Below are 18,237 nucleotides of genomic sequence, written 5' to 3' on the forward strand. Positions count from 1 at the left end.
GTTTTACTCCTGTAGTGCGGAAGGGGTTGCCGGGCTGAGCTGCCCCGCATCGGGTCTGACGTCACGCTTGCTGGCCAGCTCCCGGGCGATGGCATCCACCAGCCGGCTGTTAAGCTTGTAGATGGCGAGAAGCGCGACCATGCAGAGGAACAGCGCGCACGGGATAAGGGTGAACAGCGCGTTGATGGTCGAGAGCACCTGCGGCGTCTGGGTTGCCTGGCCCGGGGCATAATCCACCATGCCCAGCACCCAGCCGACCACCGCCCCGCCCAGCGCCAGGCCAAACTTGATGGCAAACAGCGCGGTGGAGAAGACCAGGCCGTCCAGGCGACGACCGCTGCGGTGCTCTTCGTAGTCGACCACATCGGAGAACATGGTCCACTGCAGCGGCGTGGTGAGGTTTTGCACAAAGCTAAAGACGATGTTGAGGCCAAAGATGAGCCACACCTGCGAAGGCGGCAGGAAGAAAATCAGCGCACCGAAGATGACGAAGGAAATAATCGTCCACTGATAGGCGCGGACGCGGTCAAATTTCCCCAGCAGCCGTTCGGATAATAATGCGCCGCTTAAGGAGGCCACCATGCCGGAAACAATAAAGGCAAAAACCAGATCCGGACGCAGCAGCACATAGTTCACGTAATACATCGTGGCGGAGCCGCGCGTCACCACCGCGGTTAACAGCAAAATATTAAACAGAAACACAATGCGCCACTGGCTGTTGCGGCCCAGCAGTTTTAAATCGGTAAGCATGGAGCCAGAGGAATCGTTGCGCGGAGAATAACGCTCGCGGGTCATCAGGAAGCAGCAGAAGAACAGCACAATGCCCAGCAGCCCCATCAGGCTCATGGCAAAGAAATAGCCTTTCTGCACGTTGCCCTGGCCCAGCAACGAAACCAGCGGCAGGGCAATCACCGTCACAATCAACCCACCGATAAACGACAGGCCAAAGCGCCACGACTGCAGGGAGTGACGCTCGCGCGGGTCCAGCGTCAGCGCGCCCGGCATGGCGCAGTAAGGCACGTTAATGGCGGAGTAGATCAGGCTCAAGAGGGCATAGGTCAGGCAGGCATAGACAATTTTTGCCGTCGGCCCGACGTCCGGCACGTAGAAGGTAATCAGGCAGCTCACGCCAAACGGGATGGCAAACCACAGCAGCCAGGGACGAAAGCGCCCGTGTCGCGTCCGGGTGCGGTCAACCAGCGCGCCAATGCACGGGTCGACAAACGCATCGACCACGCGCACCACTAAAAACATGGTACCCATAATGGCCGCGGGTAAACCGAAAACGTCCGTATAGAAATAGGCGAGAAATAACGTGGCCGTTTGCCAGACCAGCGCGCTGGCCATATCGCCTAAGCCATAACCTATTTTATCTTTGGTATGCAGTACAGAGGAGAGTGTCATTGTTATTGGCCTTTTTATCAGGTTAAAACGTATTTCAACCAGTTGCGCAAATTCTTAAGGGAAATGCGCAGTAAGGCCCAAGTATTAGCAACGGTTTGCGCGCTAACAATTGTCTAAATTGACAGACAAATTATGATATTTGGTTTTTTACTTTATTTGTGATGGGGCGCAAATAAGAGGGGGAAATAAAAAAGGCGAGGAATACTTTCCTCGCCTTTTACGGTCAGCGTGGCGTTACTTGTTCAGTTCCGCCAGGCTCAGCCAGGTTTGCACCACGGTGTCCGGGTTCAGGGAGAGGCTATCAATCCCCTCTTCCATCAGCCAGGCGGCAAAGTCTTCATGGTCGGATGGACCCTGACCGCAAATCCCAACGTATTTACCCTGCTTTTTCGCCGCGCGGATGGACATCGAGAGCAGCGCTTTTACCGCCTCGTTGCGCTCGTCGAACAGCTCGGAAACCACGCCGGAATCGCGATCCAGACCCAGCGTCAGCTGCGTCATGTCGTTTGAGCCGATAGAGAAGCCGTCGAAGTGCTCCAGGAACTGCTCGGCCAGCAGGGCGTTGGACGGGATTTCGCACATCATGATGATCTTCAGCCCGTTCTCGCCGCGCTTGAGCCCCTGACGCGCCAGCTCGTCCACCACCGCTTTCGCCTGATCCACGGTACGCACGAACGGGATCATGATTTCGACGTTGGTCAGCCCCATGTCGTTGCGCACGCGCTTCACCGCCTCGCACTCCAGCGCGAAGCAGTCACGGAAGCTGTCGGACACGTAGCGTCCGGCCCCGCGGAAGCCCAGCATCGGGTTCTCTTCTTCCGGCTCGTAGCGCTCGCCGCCCACCAGGTTGGCGTATTCGTTAGACTTAAAGTCAGACAGACGCACGATCACGCGTTTCGGGTAGAAGGCGGCACCCAGCGTGGCGATCCCCTCGGTCAGACGGCCAACGTAGAACTCTTTCGGCGAGTCGTAGCCTTTCATCATCTCGCGGATTTCGTTCTGCAGCTTCGGATCCTGATCGTCAAACTCCAGCAGCGCGCGCGGGTGAACGCCGATCATACGGTTGATGATAAATTCCAGACGCGCCAGGCCCACGCCTTCGTTCGGCAGGCAGGCAAAGTCAAAAGCGCGGTCCGGGTTGCCGACGTTCATCATGATCTTCAGCGGCAGGTCCGGCATGGTATCCACGCTGGAGCTCTTCACGCTGAAGTCGAGGATATCGGCGTACACGTAGCCGGTGTCGCCTTCGGCACAGGAGACGGTTACGTTCTGCCCGTCCTTCATGCGTTCGGTGGCATCACCGCAGCCGACAACCGCAGGAATACCCAGCTCGCGGGCAATGATCGCCGCGTGGCAGGTACGTCCGCCGCGGTTGGTGACGATAGCCGCCGCTTTCTTCATGATCGGTTCCCAGTCCGGGTCGGTCATGTCGGTTACCAGCACGTCGCCTGGCTCGATGCGGTTCATCTCGCTGATGTCGTGGATCACTTTGACCGGACCGGCACCGATGCGGTGACCGATGGCGCGGCCTTCCGCGACGATTTTGCCCTGGGCGTGCAGCGTGTAACGCTCCATCACCTGGCCGCGCGAGCGGACGGTTTCCGGACGCGCCTGCACGATAAACAGCTTGCCGGTGTTACCGTCCTTCGCCCATTCGATATCCATCGGACGGCCGTAGTGTTTTTCAATCTGCACCGCCTGCTTCGCCAGCTCCTGCACTTCGGCGTCGGTCAGCGAGAAGCGATCGCGCTGCTCCTGCGGTACATCTTCAATTTTCACCTGCTTGCCATGCTCCTGGGTCGGAGCATAGATCATGCGGATTTTTTTCGAGCCCATGGTGCGGCGGACCACCGCCGGACGGCCAGCGGCCAGCGTCGGCTTGTGCACGTAGAATTCGTCAGGGTTGACCGCGCCCTGCACCACCATCTCACCCAGCCCCCACGCGGAGGTGATAAACACCACCTGGTCGAAGCCGGATTCGGTATCAATGGAGAACATCACGCCGGATGAGCCCACGTCGGAGCGCACCATGCGCTGCACGCCAGCGGAGAGCGCCACGCCGCGATGGTCGTAGCCCTGGTGCACGCGATAGGAAATAGCACGGTCGTTGAACAGGGAAGCAAACACGTGCTTCACCGCCACCAGCACCGCGTCGTAACCCTGGACGTTCAGGAAGGTTTCCTGCTGCCCGGCAAACGAGGCGTCCGGCATGTCTTCTGCGGTGGCAGAGGAGCGCACGGCAAAGGAGGCCTGCGCATCGTCAGCAGAGAGCTGGCTGTACGCGTCGTGAATGGCTTTTTCCAGTTCCGGCTGGAAAGGTGTGTCGATGATCCACTGGCGGATCTGCGCCCCGGCTTTCGCAAGCTCGGTAACGTCATCAATATCCGTTTTATCCAGCAGGTCGTAAATGCGCTGGTTAACACCGCTCTGGTCTAAAAACAGGTTAAAGGCATCGGCGGTGGTGGCAAACCCGTTCGGTACGGAGACACCCATACCCGACAGATTTGTAATCATTTCACCCAGGGAGGCATTTTTGCCCCCAACTCTGTCTACATCATTCATGCCGAGTTGGTTATACCAAAGCACCAGCGGTGACGAGCCATTGTTGGACATCGAAACAATCCTTTTGTGATATTTGATCGGAGTAAGAAACACCTGACTACGTATTTATACTGGCATATTTGTTTGCGCTAAAAAAACGGTGAATCGTGTAAGCAATTTAAATTTTCAACTTTTCGGATACTTTCCCATCAACGATTAACCCGATGATTCCTGTATATTCAGCGAGAAACCCCAAAAATAAAGTCGCTATTTGAAAAATGAAATCCGCTTTTCAGGAAAACCAAAAACAGCGTTTCATTCATAATTCAGATAAGTTCTTTGCTGTGTAAATTACTTTTTTAATTTATGCTTTCAGACAATTACGTCTGATATTCAGGGTGGGTAAAATGGATAATGCTGTCGATCGTCACGTTTTTTATATTTCTGATGGTACGGCGATCACCGCCGAGGTGCTGGGCCACGCGGTGATGTCGCAGTTTCCCGTATCGATCAACAGCATTACGCTGCCGTTTGTCGAAAATGAGAGCCGCGCCAGAGCGGTGAAGGACCAGATTGATGCCATCTACCAGCAGACCGGCGTTCGCCCGCTGGTCTTCTACTCTATCGTGATCCCCGAAATTCGCGCCATCATCCTGCAAAGCGAAGGCTTCTGTCAGGATATCGTGCAGGCGCTGGTGGCGCCGCTGCAGAGCGAGCTTAAGCTCGACCCGACCCCCATCGCCCACCGTACCCACGGGCTGAACCCCGGCAACCTGACCAAGTACGACGCGCGTATCGCCGCCATTGACTACACCCTTGCCCACGACGACGGTATCTCGCTGCGTAATCTCGACCAGGCGCAGGTGATCCTGCTTGGCGTTTCCCGCTGCGGCAAAACTCCGACCAGCCTCTACCTGGCGATGCAGTTTGGCATTCGCGCCGCCAACTATCCGTTCATCGCTGACGATATGGATAACCTGGTGCTGCCCGCCGCCCTCAAGCCGCTGCAGCACAAGCTGTTCGGCCTGACGATCAACCCGGAGCGTCTCGCAGCCATCCGCGAAGAGCGCCGCGAGAACAGCCGCTACGCCTCCATGCGCCAGTGCCGGATGGAGGTCTCCGAAGTGGAAGCGCTGTACCGTAAAAACCAGATCCCGTGGCTGAACAGCACCAACTATTCGGTAGAAGAAATTGCCACCAAAATTCTCGACATCATGGGGCTTAATCGCCGCATGTACTAATATGCTAGTACATTAACTCAGATTCAGGTATCATCATCGGCAACCACGGGGCGGTGTCGCCCCGACTTGAAATCAGCAGGGATTGGTTTAAGGTGATGCCCATCACTTCCCGGTAGTCTGCCGATGAAGCAAAAATTTTCTGAGACATTCCATGAATAAAACCGATGAACTCCGCACTGCGCGCATTGACAGCCTGGTCACGCCGGCTGAACTGGCCCAGCGGCATCCTGTTTCCGCCGCCGTCGCGGAACACGTGACGGCTTCCCGCCGCCGCATTGAAAAAATCCTCAATGGCGAAGACAAGCGTCTTCTGGTGGTGATTGGTCCCTGCTCCATCCACGATCTGGATGCCGCGATGGATTATGCCAAACGGCTTCAGGGCCTGCGGGATAAGTACCAGCATCGCCTTGAGATTGTGATGCGCACCTACTTTGAAAAACCGCGTACCGTGGTGGGCTGGAAGGGACTGATTTCCGACCCTGACCTGAACGGCAGCTACCGCGTGAACCACGGTATCGAGCTGGCGCGCAAGCTGCTTTTGCAGGTCAACGAGCTGGGCGTACCGACGGCGACCGAGTTTCTCGATATGGTGACCGGGCAGTTTATCGCCGATCTGATCAGCTGGGGCGCGATTGGCGCGCGCACCACCGAAAGCCAGATCCACCGCGAAATGGCCTCCGCCCTCTCCTGTCCGGTCGGCTTTAAAAACGGCACCGATGGCAATACCCGCATCGCGGTGGATGCCATCCGCGCGGCACGCGCCAGCCACATGTTCCTGTCGCCGGATAAAAGCGGCCAGATGACCATCTACCAGACCAGCGGTAACCCGTACGGGCACATCATTATGCGCGGCGGCAAGAAACCCAATTACCATGCCCAAGATATTGCGGCGGCCTGTGAAACGCTGGCCGAGTTCGACCTGCCGGAACATCTGGTGGTGGACTTCAGCCACGGCAACTGCCAGAAGCAGCATCGCCGCCAGCTGGACGTCTGCGATGAGATCTGCCAGCAGATCCGCAGCGGCTCCACCGCCGTTGCCGGGATTATGGCGGAAAGCTTTATCAAAGAAGGCACGCAAAAAATCGTTGCCGGACAGCAGATGGTGTACGGCCAGTCAATCACCGACCCGTGCCTGAGCTGGGAAGACAGCGAGCTGCTAATGGATAAGCTGGCGTCTGCGGTAGATACGCGCTTCTAATACCCGCCGGGTGGCGCTGCGCTTGCCCGGCCTACGGTTCGTGCCGCTGTAGGCCCGGTAAGGCAAAGCCGCCACCGGGCTTTTCACTACGCAATATTGATCCCGTCACACAATTTTCACAAAAACGCTTGCCGTGAATTTGCAGTTTATTGATAATGATTATCATTGTTACATTGATTGTTATTTATAAACATTATGTCACGTACAAATAACAGTGCGGCAACGCCAGCAAAAACACACACAGCCCCTCCCTCCACCGATCGTCGCATCGACAGCAAAAGCCTGCTGGGTGATGAGGGCCGGGTGATTATCGAGCATGACGGTCAGCACTACCTGCTGCGCCAGACGAATGCCGGAAAATTGATCCTCACAAAATAAACCAACACATTCGCCAGCCACCCAGGTCATCCCCAGGCAGCCAGCGCTTTCGATTCTTTATGGAGAGTTGCTATGCCACACCTGCCTTCCGCGTCTTTACGCCCGTCACTTCTGGCGCTGGCGATCGTCAGCGCCCTGCCGACCGCGGCAGCTGCCGCCACGGACGATATTACCGTCACCGCCACGGGCAACGCCCGCAGCGCCTTTGAAGCCCCCATGATGGTGAGCGTGATTGACGCCAGCGCGCCGGAGAAACAGACCGCCAGCTCGGCGGCCGACCTGCTGCGTAACGTCCCCGGCCTGACGCTGGACGGCACCGGACGTACCAACGGGCAGGACGTGAACCTGCGCGGCTATGACCGTCGCGGCGTGCTGATGCTGGTTGACGGCGTGCGTCAGGGAACCGATACCGGCCACCTGAACAGCACCTTCCTCGATCCGGCGCTGATCAAACGTATCGAAGTCGTGCGCGGTCCTTCCGCGCTTCTCTACGGCAGCGGCGCGCTGGGCGGCGTGATTTCCTATGACACCGTTGACGCCAAAGACCTGCTGGAACCGGGTAAACACAGCGGCTACCGCGTGTTTGGTACGGGTGCGACGGGCGACAGCAGCCTCGGGATGGGCGCCAGCGCCTACGGGCGCACCGATACGCTGGACGGTCTGCTCTCCTGGTCCAGCCGCGATCGCGGTGATATCCGCCAGAGTGACGGTAAGACCGCGCCAAACGACGAATCCATCAATAACATGCTGGCGAAAGGCAGCTGGAAAATCGACCCGGCCCAGACCCTGAGCGGCTCCCTGCGCTACTACAACAACGCCGCACAGGAGCCGAAAAACCCGCAAACGACCGGGGCGGACAGCAGTAACCCGATGACCGACCGCTCCACCATTCAGCGCGATGCGCAGCTGGGTTACCGCATCGCCCCTGCCGGGAACGACCTGCTGAACGCCGACGCGAAGGTCTACTGGTCCGAAGCGCGCATTAATGCCCAGAATATCGACGGGAGCGGTGAGTTCCGCAAGCAGACCACCCGAGGCGGCAAGGTGGAAAACCGCACCCGCCTGTTCAGCGACACCTTTGCCGCACATCTGCTAACCTACGGCGGGGAATACTACCGTCAGGAACAGCACCCTGGCGGTGCGACCACCGGCTTCCCGGAGGCGAAAATCGACTTCAGCTCCGGCTGGCTGCAGGACGAAATCACCCTTCGCGATCTGCCCGTTACCCTGCTGGGCGGCACGCGGTATGACAACTACCGCGGCAGCAGCGACGGCTATAACGATGTGGATGCCGATAAGTGGTCATCCCGCGCCGGGTTAACCGTCAGCCCAACCGACTGGCTGATGCTGTTTGGCTCTTACGCACAGGCCTTCCGCGCGCCGACCATGGGCGAGATGTATAACGACGCCAAACACTTCTCCATTGGCCGGTTCTATACCAACTACTGGGTACCGAACCCGAACCTGCGTCCGGAAACCAACGAAACGCAGGAGTTTGGTTTTGGCCTGCGCTTTGACGATCTGATGCTTGCCAGCGATGCGCTGGAGCTTAAAGCCAGCTACTTCGATACCAAAGCCAGGGACTATATCTCCACCACCGTCGATTTTGCCGCCGCGACCACCATGTCCTATAACGTCCCGAACGCCAAAATCTGGGGCTGGGACATGATGGCAAAATACTCTGCCGACCTCTTCAACCTCGACCTGGCCTATAACCGCACGCGCGGGAAAGATACCGATACGGGCGAGTACATCTCCAGCATTAACCCGGACACCGTCACCAGCAGGCTGGACATTCCGGTGGCGCAGAGCGGTTTTTCCGTCGGCTGGATTGGCACCTTTGTCGATCGCTCAACGCATATCAGCAGCAGCTACAGCAAGCAGCCGGGCTATGCGGTCAACGATTTCTACGTGAGCTATAAAGGGCAGGAGAAGCTGAAAGGGGTGACCACCACGCTGGTACTCGGCAACGCCTTTGACAAAGAATACTGGTCACCTCAGGGCATTCCGCAGGACGGTCGTAACGGCAAGATTTTCGTAAGCTATCAGTGGTAATGCCCGTCGGGCAACTATGCAGAAGGATAAGATAATGAATCACTACACTCGCTGGCTTGAGCTAAAAGAAGCCAATCCCGGTAAGTACGCGCGCGACGTCGCAGGGTTAATGAACATCAGTGAAGCAGAGCTGACCTTTGCCCGCGTGGGCCACGACGCCTGGCGACTGCGCGGTGAGATCCGCGAGATTTTAGGCGCGCTGGAAGCCGTGGGCGAAACCAAATGCATCTGCCGCAACGACTACGCCGTGCACGAGCAGGTTGGGCACTTCACCAACCAGCACCTGAACGGCCACGCCGGGCTGGTGCTGAACCCGCGCGCGCTGGATCTGCGCCTGTTCCTCAACCAGTGGGCGAGCGCGTTTCACATCAGTGAAGCCACCGCCCGCGGCGAGCGCCAGAGCATTCAGTTCTTCGACCACCAGGGCGATGCCCTGCTGAAGATCTACGCCACGGACAACACCGACGTTTCCGCCTGGGGCGACGTGCTGACCCGCTTCATCATTGCCGATAATCCACCGCTGGCGCTGAAGGCAGCCGATCTCCCGGCCCACGCAGAAAACGCACAAGCCGCGCTCGTGGACGCAGAGTGGCGCGCCATGACCGACGTCCACCAGTTCTTCGGCCTGCTGAAGCGTCATAACCTCAGCCGTCAGCAGGCGTTTCGCCTGGTGGGTGACGATCTGGCCTGCCGGGTAGAAAACGCCGCGCTGGCGCAGCTGCTGGAAGCGGCCCATCGGGACGAAAACGAAATCATGATCTTTGTCGGCAACCGCGGCTGCGTGCAGATCTTCACCGGCGTAGTGGAAACGCTGACGCCGATGAAAGGCTGGCTGAACATCTTTAACCCGACCTTTACCCTGCATTTGCTTGAAGGTTCCATTGCGGAAAGCTGGGTCACGCGCAAGCCGACGGCTGACGGGCACGTGACCAGCCTGGAGCTGTTTGCTGCCGACGGAACGCAAATCGCCCAGCTGTACGGCCAGCGTACCGAAGGCGAACCGGAGCAGAGCCAGTGGCGCAGCCAGGTTGACGCCTTAACCGCGAAAGGGCTGGCCGCATGACGCGCTGGCTCGCCCTGCTCAGCGCCCTGCCCCTGCTGGCGTTTGCTACGCCGCAGGAGAGAATCGTGACCCTCGGCGGCGACGTCACCGAGATTGTCTATGCGCTCGGCGCGGCCTCTTCGCTGGTGGCGCGCGACAGCACCAGCCAGTGGCCGCAGGCGGCGACCGCGCTGCCGGACGTGGGCTACCTGCGCCAGCTCAACGCGGAAGGGATCTTATCCATGCGCCCAACGCTGGTGCTGGCCAGCGCCCAGGCGCAGCCCTCTCTGGCGCTTAAGCAGGTTGAGCAAAGCCACGTCAGGGTTATCACGGTGCCTGCCCGTAACGACCTGAGCGTGATTGACGAAAAGGTGCGGATCGTCGCTGAAGCGACGCACCGCGAGGCCGAGGGGGAAGCGCTGCGCAGCGCGCTGCGTCAGTCGCTCTCGGGGCTGCCCGCGTCACCGCTCAATAAACGGGTGCTGTTTATTCTCAACCACGGCGGGATGACCGCCATGGCGGCCGGACAACAGACCGGTGCGGATGCGGCCATTCGTGCGGCGGGGCTGCAGAACGCGATGCAGGGATTCACCCGCTATCAGCCGCTGTCTCAGGAAGGCACGATCGCCAGCCGTCCCGATCTGGTGGTGATTTCTCAGGACGGCCTCAACGCCCTGGGCGGTGAAGCGAATCTGTGGACGCTGCCCGGCCTGGCGCAAACCCCGGCGGGACGGAATAAGCAGGTGCTGGCGATTGACGATATGGCGCTGCTGGGCTTCAGCGTGCGAACGCCGGAAGCCATCCAGCAGCTGCGAACCAACGCGGAGCAGCTGCCCTGATGTCCCGGCGAGCCGCATTGTCACTGTGGATGCTGGCCGCGCTGCTGGTCGTCATGACGCTGACGGCCAGCGGTATTGGCGCACTGCGTCTGCCGGTGAGCCTGCTGTGGAACGGTACCGACGAGGCGCTGCGCCAGATATGGCTGACGATCCGTCTGCCTCGCGTGCTGCTGGCGCTGGCGATTGGCGGTTCGCTGGCGCTGGCGGGCTGCGTGATGCAGGGGCTGTTTCGCAACCCGCTGGCGGATCCGGGCCTGCTCGGCATCAGCAGCGGCGCGGCGCTTGCGGTTGCGCTGTGGGTGGTGCTCCCGCTTTCGCTGCCTGCGCTGGTGATGCTGTATGCCCCGATGCTGGCGGCGTTTCTCGGCGCGCTGGCCGCCACCTTCGTGATTTTTCTGCTCAGCCGGCAGCGTGACGCTTCCCTGTCGCGCCTGCTGCTGGTGGGCATTGCCATCAACGCGCTGTGCGGCGCGGCCGTCGGCGTGCTGTCATGGCTCAGCAATGATGCCCAGCTTCGCCAGCTTTCTCTCTGGGGAATGGGCAGCCTCGGCCAGGCGCAGTGGTCGACGCTGCTGGCCGTCGCGTCGCTGATGGTCCCCACCGCGCTGGTTATCTGGCGTCTGGCAGGTGCGCTCAACCTGCTGCAGCTGGGCGATGAAGAGGCGCACTACCTCGGCGTAGAGGTTGCCGCCGTGCAGCGGATCCTGCTGCTGTGCAGCGCCCTGCTGGTGGCCGCCGCCGTTGCGGTCAGTGGCGTGATCGGCTTTGTCGGCCTGGTGGTACCGCACCTGGTGCGCATGTGGCTGGGCGCCGATCACCGGGTGGTGCTACCCGGTTCGGTGCTGGTCGGCGCGCTGCTTCTGCTGGTGGCCGATACGCTGGCGCGCAGCCTGGTCGCCCCGGCGGAAATGCCGGTCGGCTTATTGACCAGCCTTCTCGGCGCGCCGTGGTTCCTGTGGCTTATCTTTCGTCGCGGAGGCGCGCATGGCTGAACGCTATTGTGCAGAAAATCTTGTTTTTCGCGCCGGGCAACGCACGCTGATTAACGACGTGTCGCTGACCTTATCTCAAGGCGAACTGGTGGCGCTGATTGGCCCTAACGGCGCCGGAAAATCAACGCTAATGCGGCTGCTTACCGGCTATCTTAACCCTGCGGGCGGACGGTGCAGCCTGGCGAGCACGCCGCTTGCAGACTGGCAGCCGAACAGACTCGCACGCTACCGGGCGGTGATGCGCCAGAATACGCAGCTCGGATTTGACTGGCCGGTTGAGGCGGTCGTCGGTATGGGGCGCGCGCCCTGGACCCGCACGCCTGAAGCGTCGGTGATTGAGGAGGTCATGGCCATCACCGGCTGTTTACCGCTGGCGGGCAGGCAGTTTGCCGCACTCTCCGGCGGCGAGCAGCAGCGTATCCAGCTCGCCCGCGCGCTGGCCCAGCTCTGGTGCGAGGGCGCCCCGCGCGGCTGGCTGTTCCTTGATGAACCCACGTCCGCGCTGGATCTCTACCATCAGCAGCATCTGCTGCGCCTGCTGAAATCCCTGACCCGCCGGGGACATCTGCACGTTTGCGCGGTGCTGCACGACCTGAATCTGGCGGCGCTGTGGGCGGACCGCATCCTGCTGCTGCATGGCGGCAGCATCGTGTCCCAGGGAGAACCGGAAACCGTTTTGCAGGCCGATGCGCTGGCCCGCTGGTACGGCGCGCAGGTCTTCGTCGGCAGGCATCCGGTTCACGCCGCGCCGCAGGTGTTTCTCGCGCCCTAGCTTGAGCAACTCACCTCCAGCCGCTTGCCCCAGTCGGGCGGGCGGCTGACGTAGTCATCATCCCGATCGGCAAACGGCGTGCGCAACGCCACGTGCAGACGGTGCAGCTCGTCGTACTCGCCCTGTTCTGCCTGCTCAATCGCCCGCTGCGCCAGCCAGTTGCGCAACACCATCGCAGGGTTCGTTGCATTCATCTGCGCCTGGCGGGTGGCGTCATCCACCCGCTCCTGCTGCAGCCGCGCGCGGTACTGTGCAAACCAGTCGTCAAACGCCTGCCGGTCAATAAACTCATCGCGCAGCGGCGAGGCGGCGCTGTGCTGTTCCGTCTGGCCCAGCATCCGGAAGGTGCGCGTGTAATCGCTGCCTTCGCGCGCCATCAGGGCAAACAGGCCATTGAGAATGTCGTTATCGCCCTTCTCCTGCGTCACCAGCCCCAGCTTGTTGCGCATCAGCGTGCCATATTCCCGCAGCAAGATGTCCTGATAGCTGTCGAGCGCATCGTTGAGAGCATCAACGTCGATAAACGGCGACAGGGTTTGCGCAAGCCGCTGCAGATTCCACAGGCCCACCGCGGGCTGATTGTCAAAGCTGTACCGTCCCTGATAGTCAGAGTGGTTGCAGATATAGCCAGGCTGATAATCGTCCAGGAAACCAAACGGACCGTAATCGAAGGTCAGCCCGAGAAGCGACATGTTGTCCGTATTCATAACGCCATGGGCAAAGCCGACCGTTTGCCAGCGGGCAATCAGGGTTGCGGTACGGGCCACCACATCCCTGAACCAGAGAACGTATTTATCCGCCTCGTCCTGCCAGTGCGCCCAGTGGTGACGAATGGCAAAGTCCGCCAGCTGGCGCACCTTTTCCGGCTCGCGGCGGTAGTAAAAGTGTTCGAAATGACCGAAGCGCAGGTGGCTTTGCGCGATACGCATCAGCATTGCGCCCTTTTCCACGGTTTCGCGCGCGACCGGCGTCTCGCTGGTGACGATGGAAAGCGCCCGGGTGGTGGGAATGCCCAGCGCATGCATCGCTTCACAGCCCAGACACTCGCGAATCGTAGACCGAAGTACCGCACGCCCGTCTCCCATTCGCGAATAGGGCGTCAGGCCCGCCCCCTTCAGGTGCCAGTCAACCGTCTCCCCGTTGGGAAGCCGTTGCTCGCCGAGCAGGATCCCCCGGCCGTCGCCCAGCTGTCCCGCCCAGACGCCAAACTGGTGTCCGCTATAGACCTGAGCCAGAGGTTGCATACCGGCGAGAAGCATTTCGCCTCCCCAGACGCCAGCGCTGTCTGGGCGCTGAAACAGCTCGGGCGGAATGGCGAGCTCTTCTGCCAGCCGATCGTTATGCCAGATAAGGCGTGAATGGTGTAACGGTGTGGGTTTGAGTGCGGTGTAAAATCCCGGCAACTCGTCGTGCCAGTGAGCAGTAAAAGACAGGGTCATAAGTCCTCCTGCTTTTAGTGTAGAGGGTTTGCCCGAACTTAAACACGGGCGAAAGACAGGGTTATCGCTGCTGAACCAGCGTGGTGACGTGCTCCGCGGTGACCGCTGGCCAAAGCGCGCCCTGCATCGCACCAAAATTGAAAGACAAAACGCGTTGCAGCAGTGCGTGGTCATCAATGCCGGAGACGATCACAGACTGGCAGTGAGGCGTGATTTGCCAGAGGATGGCGCGCATAAAAGGCTCAAAAGAGAGCTCCGGGGCGCGCTGCTGAATGAATCCTTTATCGAGAATGACCCGTTTAAATAATCCATCATACACCGCTTTGAGCGATGCGGCGCCTGCGCCAAAGTTTGCCAGGACCAGCGGAAAATGGATCGCCATTCTCGCCAGCTGCAGATCGTCCTTTCCGTTATTTAAACCTGGATAATTCTCATTAACAGTAAACTCAAGAAACGGATAACGCTCAAGGATTGAAACAGCGTTTCCATTAGTTAATAAAAATTCACCAATTACAGGTGTAATATTGATCCATGCAATTAACTGATGCTGAATAAAAAACAGTTTACAGGTATCAAGCAATTGCAGCTTTTCGTTAAACAGCGCTAACTCTTCAGCCGCTGAAAGCCGAGGGATAACAAGCTCAGTAGGGATCCGCACATCGCTGCCGACGCCAGTAAAGTTAACCAGAATTTCTAAACCTTTCAGCTCACCTGCGCTATTACGGGCAGGCAGGAGCAGCAGTTCAGACTGGTAAGCATTATCTAGCGTAATAATCATTGCACTCGCCCCGCATTAAAGATGAGAGAGGACATCCTGGAGCAATTGCCGACACAATTCCACTGTCTTGATTTTAATAAGATTAATTTCATTAGTTCCGTATTAATTTTCAGATTTATCCCTGAATCTAAAATAATTTTATCCTGGTTGTAGAATAATAGCCAGTTTTAGATAAAACAGACACATACAGGATGCGCTAATTTTAGGTAAATTTAACTTTAAGCATCTTATTTGAGAAAAACGGCATGATTTATTACTTACCATGCCGTCATAAGAGAAGTATCCGACAAAGACTAAATACGCCGTGCCTGCCAGAAATTTTTACGCCAGTAAACATTATCAAGAGAAGAGCGCATCACGCCGCGACTGGTCGAGGCATGAATGAACTGATTATCTGTATCATATATGCCCACGTGGAGACCGCTTTCACCCGAGCCGGTTTTGAAGAAAACCAGGTCTCCGGGCAGCAAATCGTCTTTATCAATTTCAGTGCCAATTTCCGCCTGCTTGCGCGTTTCGCGCGGCAGCTGTAAATCAAACTTATCGCGAAACGTCATCAGGACGAAGCCGGAGCAGTCCACGCCGCCGCGGCTCATGCCGCCGTAGCGGTACGGCGTGCCGCGCCAGTTGCTCAGCTGATCGTTCAGGCTGGCAATGACGGTGATCGAATCTGAAAGCCGTGGGTTAGGCGGCGGCGCACGATGGCTACTGCATCCCGCAAGAAAAAGTGCTGCCATCAGGAGAAACCAGAATCGCATTTTCAGACGAATCCTCTGCTTTTTTTGTTCTTTTCGTAATTTAGCGTGCAAATGTGCCTACAGGCAAGAAACGGTTACGCCTGCCCGGTAGAAATCAGCATCTTATGTCCCTCTATATCCAGCCTGCGGAACGACATGTTGTACGCGCGGGCAAGATTGGGCGGGGTAAGCACCTGCTCCCGCGGACCGCTAGCGATCATTTTTCCCTGCGACAGCAGCCACACCCGGTGGGCATGGCGCAGGGTGTGGTTGAGGTCATGACCGCTCATCACCACGGCGATGCCTTTTCGGCTGAGGGCGCTTAGCAGGGTATCCAGCGCCGCCTGCTGCGCCACGTCCAGACCGCTCATAGGTTCATCGAGAAGCAGCATCCGCCCGTGAGGATTACCTGCCGGGTGGATCTGAACGATAACCGCCGCCAGGCGCACCCGCTGCCACTCTCCGCCGGAAAGCTGGCTGGCATGCCGGGCGAGTTTATCTTCCAGCCCGAGGGCCGCCGCCACGTCCGTCAGCAGCGCCGTCTGCTGTTTGTCGTGCAGATGCAGCATCAGATAGTGCCAGACCGGCATCGCAAAGGGCGGCACCTGCTGTTGTACGAGGTAGCTGCGCCGATGCGCCAGCGAGACCGGTGACCAGTCGGCAAGCGAATGCTCCAGCAGCGTTATCTGCCCTTCTCCGTCGGTCATGCCTGCCATCCGCGCCAGCAGCGTGCTCTTCCCTGCACCGTTTGGCCCGACAAGATGCAGGATTTCTCCCGCATTGACGGTACCGGTTATTGGCTCCAGACGTCCCCTCTCGGCAACGTCCGTGAGCTGCATCAGTAATGACATTACTTCGCCAGCGCCAGCTTGATCGACTCCATGACGATCGGATCTTCAGGCGTCATATCCGGCGAAAAACGCTGAACGACCTGGCCGTCGCGACCGATCAGGAATTTCTCGAAATTCCACAGGATATCGTCCGGGTAAAGCGGCGCGCGCCCTTTGCTGGCCATACGCTCATAAAATCCGCTGCCTTCCGGCGCAACGGCCTTAGGAGCGGCAGCGATCAGCTTCGCATACAGTGGATGGCGGTCCTCACCGTTGACGTCAATTTTGCCGAACATCGGGAACGTCACGCCATAGGTGGTGCTGCAGAAGGTTTTAATCTCCTCTTCGCTGCCCGGCTCCTGTCCCAGGAACTGGTTGCAGGGGAAGCCCAGCACGGTGAAACCGTCTTTCTCCCAGGCCTTCTGAATATTTTCCAGCTGCTCGTACTGCGGCGTCAGGCCGCATTTGGATGCTACGTTGACGATAAGCAACACGTTGCCTCTGTAGCCTTCCAGCGTGGTTTTCTCGCCGTCAATGGTCGTCACTTCTGTATTCAGGATATCTGACTGCATAGCATTCCCTCAGGTTGTTTTACAGGTCGTTTTTTAACGTCCGGATTTTAATAGTAGCCAGATAAAGACCGGCGCGCCCAGCGTGGCGGTGACCACGCCAATCGGCAGCTCTGCGGCCGTCAGGGCAAGGCGGGCGATGATATCGGCCACCAGCAGCGTGACGGCCCCGGCCACCGCAGAGGCCGGAAGCAGGGTTCGATGGTCCGTGAGGCCACACAGGCGCAGCATGTGCGGTATAACCAGCCCGATAAAACCGATAGCCCCCGCCAGCGCCACGCTGACGCCGACCAGCCAGCCAATCACGATCACCAGCACGTTACGCCAGAACCCAATCGGCATGCCGAGCTGGCGGGCAGAGGTTTCACCCAGCGCGAGCATATTCAGCGGCTGCGCCTGCAGGGCCGCCCACAGGATGGCCGGTACCAGCAGCGCCATCAGCCAGCCCTGGTGCCAGTCAACGCCGCCAAAGCCGCCCATCATCCAGTACATCAGCTGACGCAGGTCAAAGGAGGTCGAGAAGTAGACCGCCCAGGTCATCAGCGCGCTGCAGATGATCCCCAGCGCCACGCCGGCAAGCAGCAGGCGGCTGGTCGACAGGTGCCGTCTGGCGAAGCGAAGAAGGATTGCGGTGATCAGCAGTGCGCCAAGTATGGCGCAGAGGCTAATGCTCCATCCTGACAGCTCTCCCCCGCCCAGCATCACCGCCGCAATCAGCCCCACGCCTGCACCGTTCGACACCCCGAGCAGGCCGGGCTCCGCCAGAGGGTTTTCAAACAACGCCTGCATAATGGTGCCGCACAGCGCCAGCGCTGCGCCCACCAGCATCACCGCAACGGTGCGCGGAAGGCGAATTTGCCAGACGAAGAGCTGCCCGTCAGGCCCCCACCAGCTTTCAGGCCCAATCCATCTGTCGCCGGCGCACAGGCTCACGCCCGCGGCGGCAGTGAGCAACAGCACCAGCCAAAGCAGGCGACGCCGATCGGAACGGAACTGTAGATGGGCAAAATCAAGCATGTGTAAGGTTATAGTAGCGTGAGATATCATTGATTTTACGGCGGGTTTGCCGGAGAGCGCAAAGAAAAAAGGCCGCGTGGGCGGCCTTTTTGGTTAGTTCATATTACTCTGCTTTGGGCGTTGCGTTTTCGACGCGGCTTTTTAACTTCTGGCCGGGTCTGAAGGTCACCACGCGGCGGGCTGTAATGGGAATATCTTCCCCCGTCTTCGGGTTACGGCCCGGACGTTGGTTTTTGTCTCGCAAATCAAAATTGCCAAAACCGGAGAGTTTTACCTGCTCACCATTTTCCAGAGCACGACGGATCTCTTCGAAAAACAGCTCTACCAGCTCTTTGGCATCCCGTTTGCTAAGCCCAAGCTTATCAAACAGATATTCTGACATTTCAGCTTTTGTAAGCGCCATAG

Annotated in this window: 17 protein-coding genes; 8 read left to right on the forward strand and 9 right to left on the reverse strand. The window is 58.8% G+C overall.

What is annotated here, in order from left to right:
• Positions 1 to 3: 3 nt before the first annotated feature.
• Positions 4 to 1,404, reverse strand: coding sequence for an MFS transporter (locus ACJBF3_RS06885; RefSeq protein ID WP_045327070.1), 1,401 nt, complete (start codon positions 1,402 to 1,404; stop codon positions 4 to 6).
• Positions 1,405 to 1,638: 234 nt separating this feature from the next.
• Entirely contained in the window at positions 1,639 to 4,017 is a 2,379-nt protein-coding gene (gene ppsA / locus ACJBF3_RS06890) for a phosphoenolpyruvate synthase (protein ID WP_045327069.1), read from the reverse strand.
• A gap of 335 nt (positions 4,018 to 4,352) precedes the next feature.
• Here ppsA and ppsR point away from each other — a divergent pair, with 335 nt between their 5' ends.
• The 8 genes from ppsR (at position 4,353) to ACJBF3_RS06930 (ending at position 12,462) form a co-directional block, all read left to right on the forward strand.
• A complete protein-coding gene (gene ppsR / locus ACJBF3_RS06895) occupies positions 4,353 to 5,186 on the forward strand; it encodes a posphoenolpyruvate synthetase regulatory kinase/phosphorylase PpsR (RefSeq protein WP_045327068.1) in 834 nt (277 codons plus the stop codon).
• Between the two features lie 151 nt (positions 5,187 to 5,337).
• The gene (gene aroH, locus ACJBF3_RS06900) at positions 5,338 to 6,384 is read left to right on the forward strand and encodes a 3-deoxy-7-phosphoheptulonate synthase AroH (protein WP_045327067.1); all 1,047 of its coding nucleotides are present in this window, start codon (positions 5,338 to 5,340) and stop codon (positions 6,382 to 6,384) included.
• Positions 6,385 to 6,579: 195 nt separating this feature from the next.
• Positions 6,580 to 6,762, forward strand: coding sequence for a hemin uptake protein HemP (hemP, locus tag ACJBF3_RS06905; RefSeq protein ID WP_045327066.1), 183 nt, complete (start codon positions 6,580 to 6,582; stop codon positions 6,760 to 6,762).
• 72 nt (positions 6,763 to 6,834) lie between these two features.
• The gene (locus tag ACJBF3_RS06910; protein WP_045327065.1) at positions 6,835 to 8,817 is read left to right on the forward strand and encodes a TonB-dependent hemoglobin/transferrin/lactoferrin family receptor; all 1,983 of its coding nucleotides are present in this window, start codon (positions 6,835 to 6,837) and stop codon (positions 8,815 to 8,817) included.
• A 34-nt stretch (positions 8,818 to 8,851) separates the two neighbouring features.
• Positions 8,852 to 9,880, forward strand: a complete 1,029-nt coding sequence (locus ACJBF3_RS06915) for a hemin-degrading factor (RefSeq protein WP_045327064.1) — start codon at positions 8,852 to 8,854, stop codon at positions 9,878 to 9,880.
• Positions 9,877 to 10,698: a hemin ABC transporter substrate-binding protein gene (locus tag ACJBF3_RS06920; protein WP_047716210.1), complete on the forward strand. Its 822-nt coding sequence runs from the start codon at positions 9,877 to 9,879 to the stop codon at positions 10,696 to 10,698. Before ACJBF3_RS06915 ends, ACJBF3_RS06920 begins: the two co-directional genes overlap by 4 nt.
• Positions 10,698 to 11,690 (forward strand): iron ABC transporter permease, encoded by a 993-nt coding sequence (locus tag ACJBF3_RS06925; RefSeq protein WP_045327062.1) that lies wholly within the window; start codon positions 10,698 to 10,700, stop codon positions 11,688 to 11,690. Before ACJBF3_RS06920 ends, ACJBF3_RS06925 begins: the two co-directional genes overlap by 1 nt.
• Positions 11,683 to 12,462: a heme ABC transporter ATP-binding protein gene (locus tag ACJBF3_RS06930; RefSeq protein ID WP_045327061.1), complete on the forward strand. Its 780-nt coding sequence runs from the start codon at positions 11,683 to 11,685 to the stop codon at positions 12,460 to 12,462. The genes ACJBF3_RS06925 and ACJBF3_RS06930 overlap by 8 nt, the downstream gene beginning before the upstream one ends.
• Here the strand turns inward: ACJBF3_RS06930 and selO are convergent.
• The 7 genes from selO to ihfA all read right to left on the reverse strand — a co-directional run bounded on the left by selO (position 12,459) and on the right by ihfA (position 18,235).
• Entirely contained in the window at positions 12,459 to 13,901 is a 1,443-nt protein-coding gene (gene selO, locus ACJBF3_RS06935) for a protein adenylyltransferase SelO (protein ID WP_045327060.1), read from the reverse strand. The two genes, ACJBF3_RS06930 and selO, sit on opposite strands and share 4 nt — an antisense overlap.
• Positions 13,902 to 13,962: 61 nt before the next feature.
• Positions 13,963 to 14,679: an EAL domain-containing protein gene (locus ACJBF3_RS06940; RefSeq protein ID WP_045327059.1), complete on the reverse strand. Its 717-nt coding sequence runs from the start codon at positions 14,677 to 14,679 to the stop codon at positions 13,963 to 13,965.
• 293 nt (positions 14,680 to 14,972) lie between these two features.
• On the reverse strand, positions 14,973 to 15,437 hold the full coding sequence (locus ACJBF3_RS06945) for an NlpC/P60 family protein (protein WP_008500650.1): 465 nt from the start codon (positions 15,435 to 15,437) through the stop codon (positions 14,973 to 14,975).
• Positions 15,438 to 15,511: 74 nt separating this feature from the next.
• Positions 15,512 to 16,267 carry a vitamin B12 ABC transporter ATP-binding protein BtuD gene (gene btuD / locus ACJBF3_RS06950; RefSeq protein ID WP_045327058.1) on the reverse strand — a complete coding sequence of 252 codons (756 nt, stop codon included), beginning with the start codon at positions 16,265 to 16,267 and terminating at the stop codon, positions 15,512 to 15,514.
• A complete protein-coding gene (locus ACJBF3_RS06955; protein WP_045327057.1) occupies positions 16,267 to 16,818 on the reverse strand; it encodes a glutathione peroxidase in 552 nt (183 codons plus the stop codon). Before ACJBF3_RS06955 ends, btuD begins: the two co-directional genes overlap by 1 nt.
• Positions 16,819 to 16,851: 33 nt before the next feature.
• On the reverse strand, positions 16,852 to 17,832 hold the full coding sequence (btuC, locus tag ACJBF3_RS06960) for a vitamin B12 ABC transporter permease BtuC (RefSeq protein WP_045327056.1): 981 nt from the start codon (positions 17,830 to 17,832) through the stop codon (positions 16,852 to 16,854).
• Positions 17,833 to 17,935: 103 nt separating this feature from the next.
• Complete coding sequence (gene ihfA / locus ACJBF3_RS06965) at positions 17,936 to 18,235, reverse strand: integration host factor subunit alpha (protein WP_003857805.1); 300 nt, start codon at positions 18,233 to 18,235, stop codon at positions 17,936 to 17,938.
• Positions 18,236 to 18,237 lie beyond the last annotated feature (2 nt).

The organism is Enterobacter sp. PP-008-ECC_S150, assembly GCF_045257065.1.
Classification (GTDB): Bacteria; Pseudomonadota; Gammaproteobacteria; order Enterobacterales; family Enterobacteriaceae; genus Enterobacter; species Enterobacter chengduensis.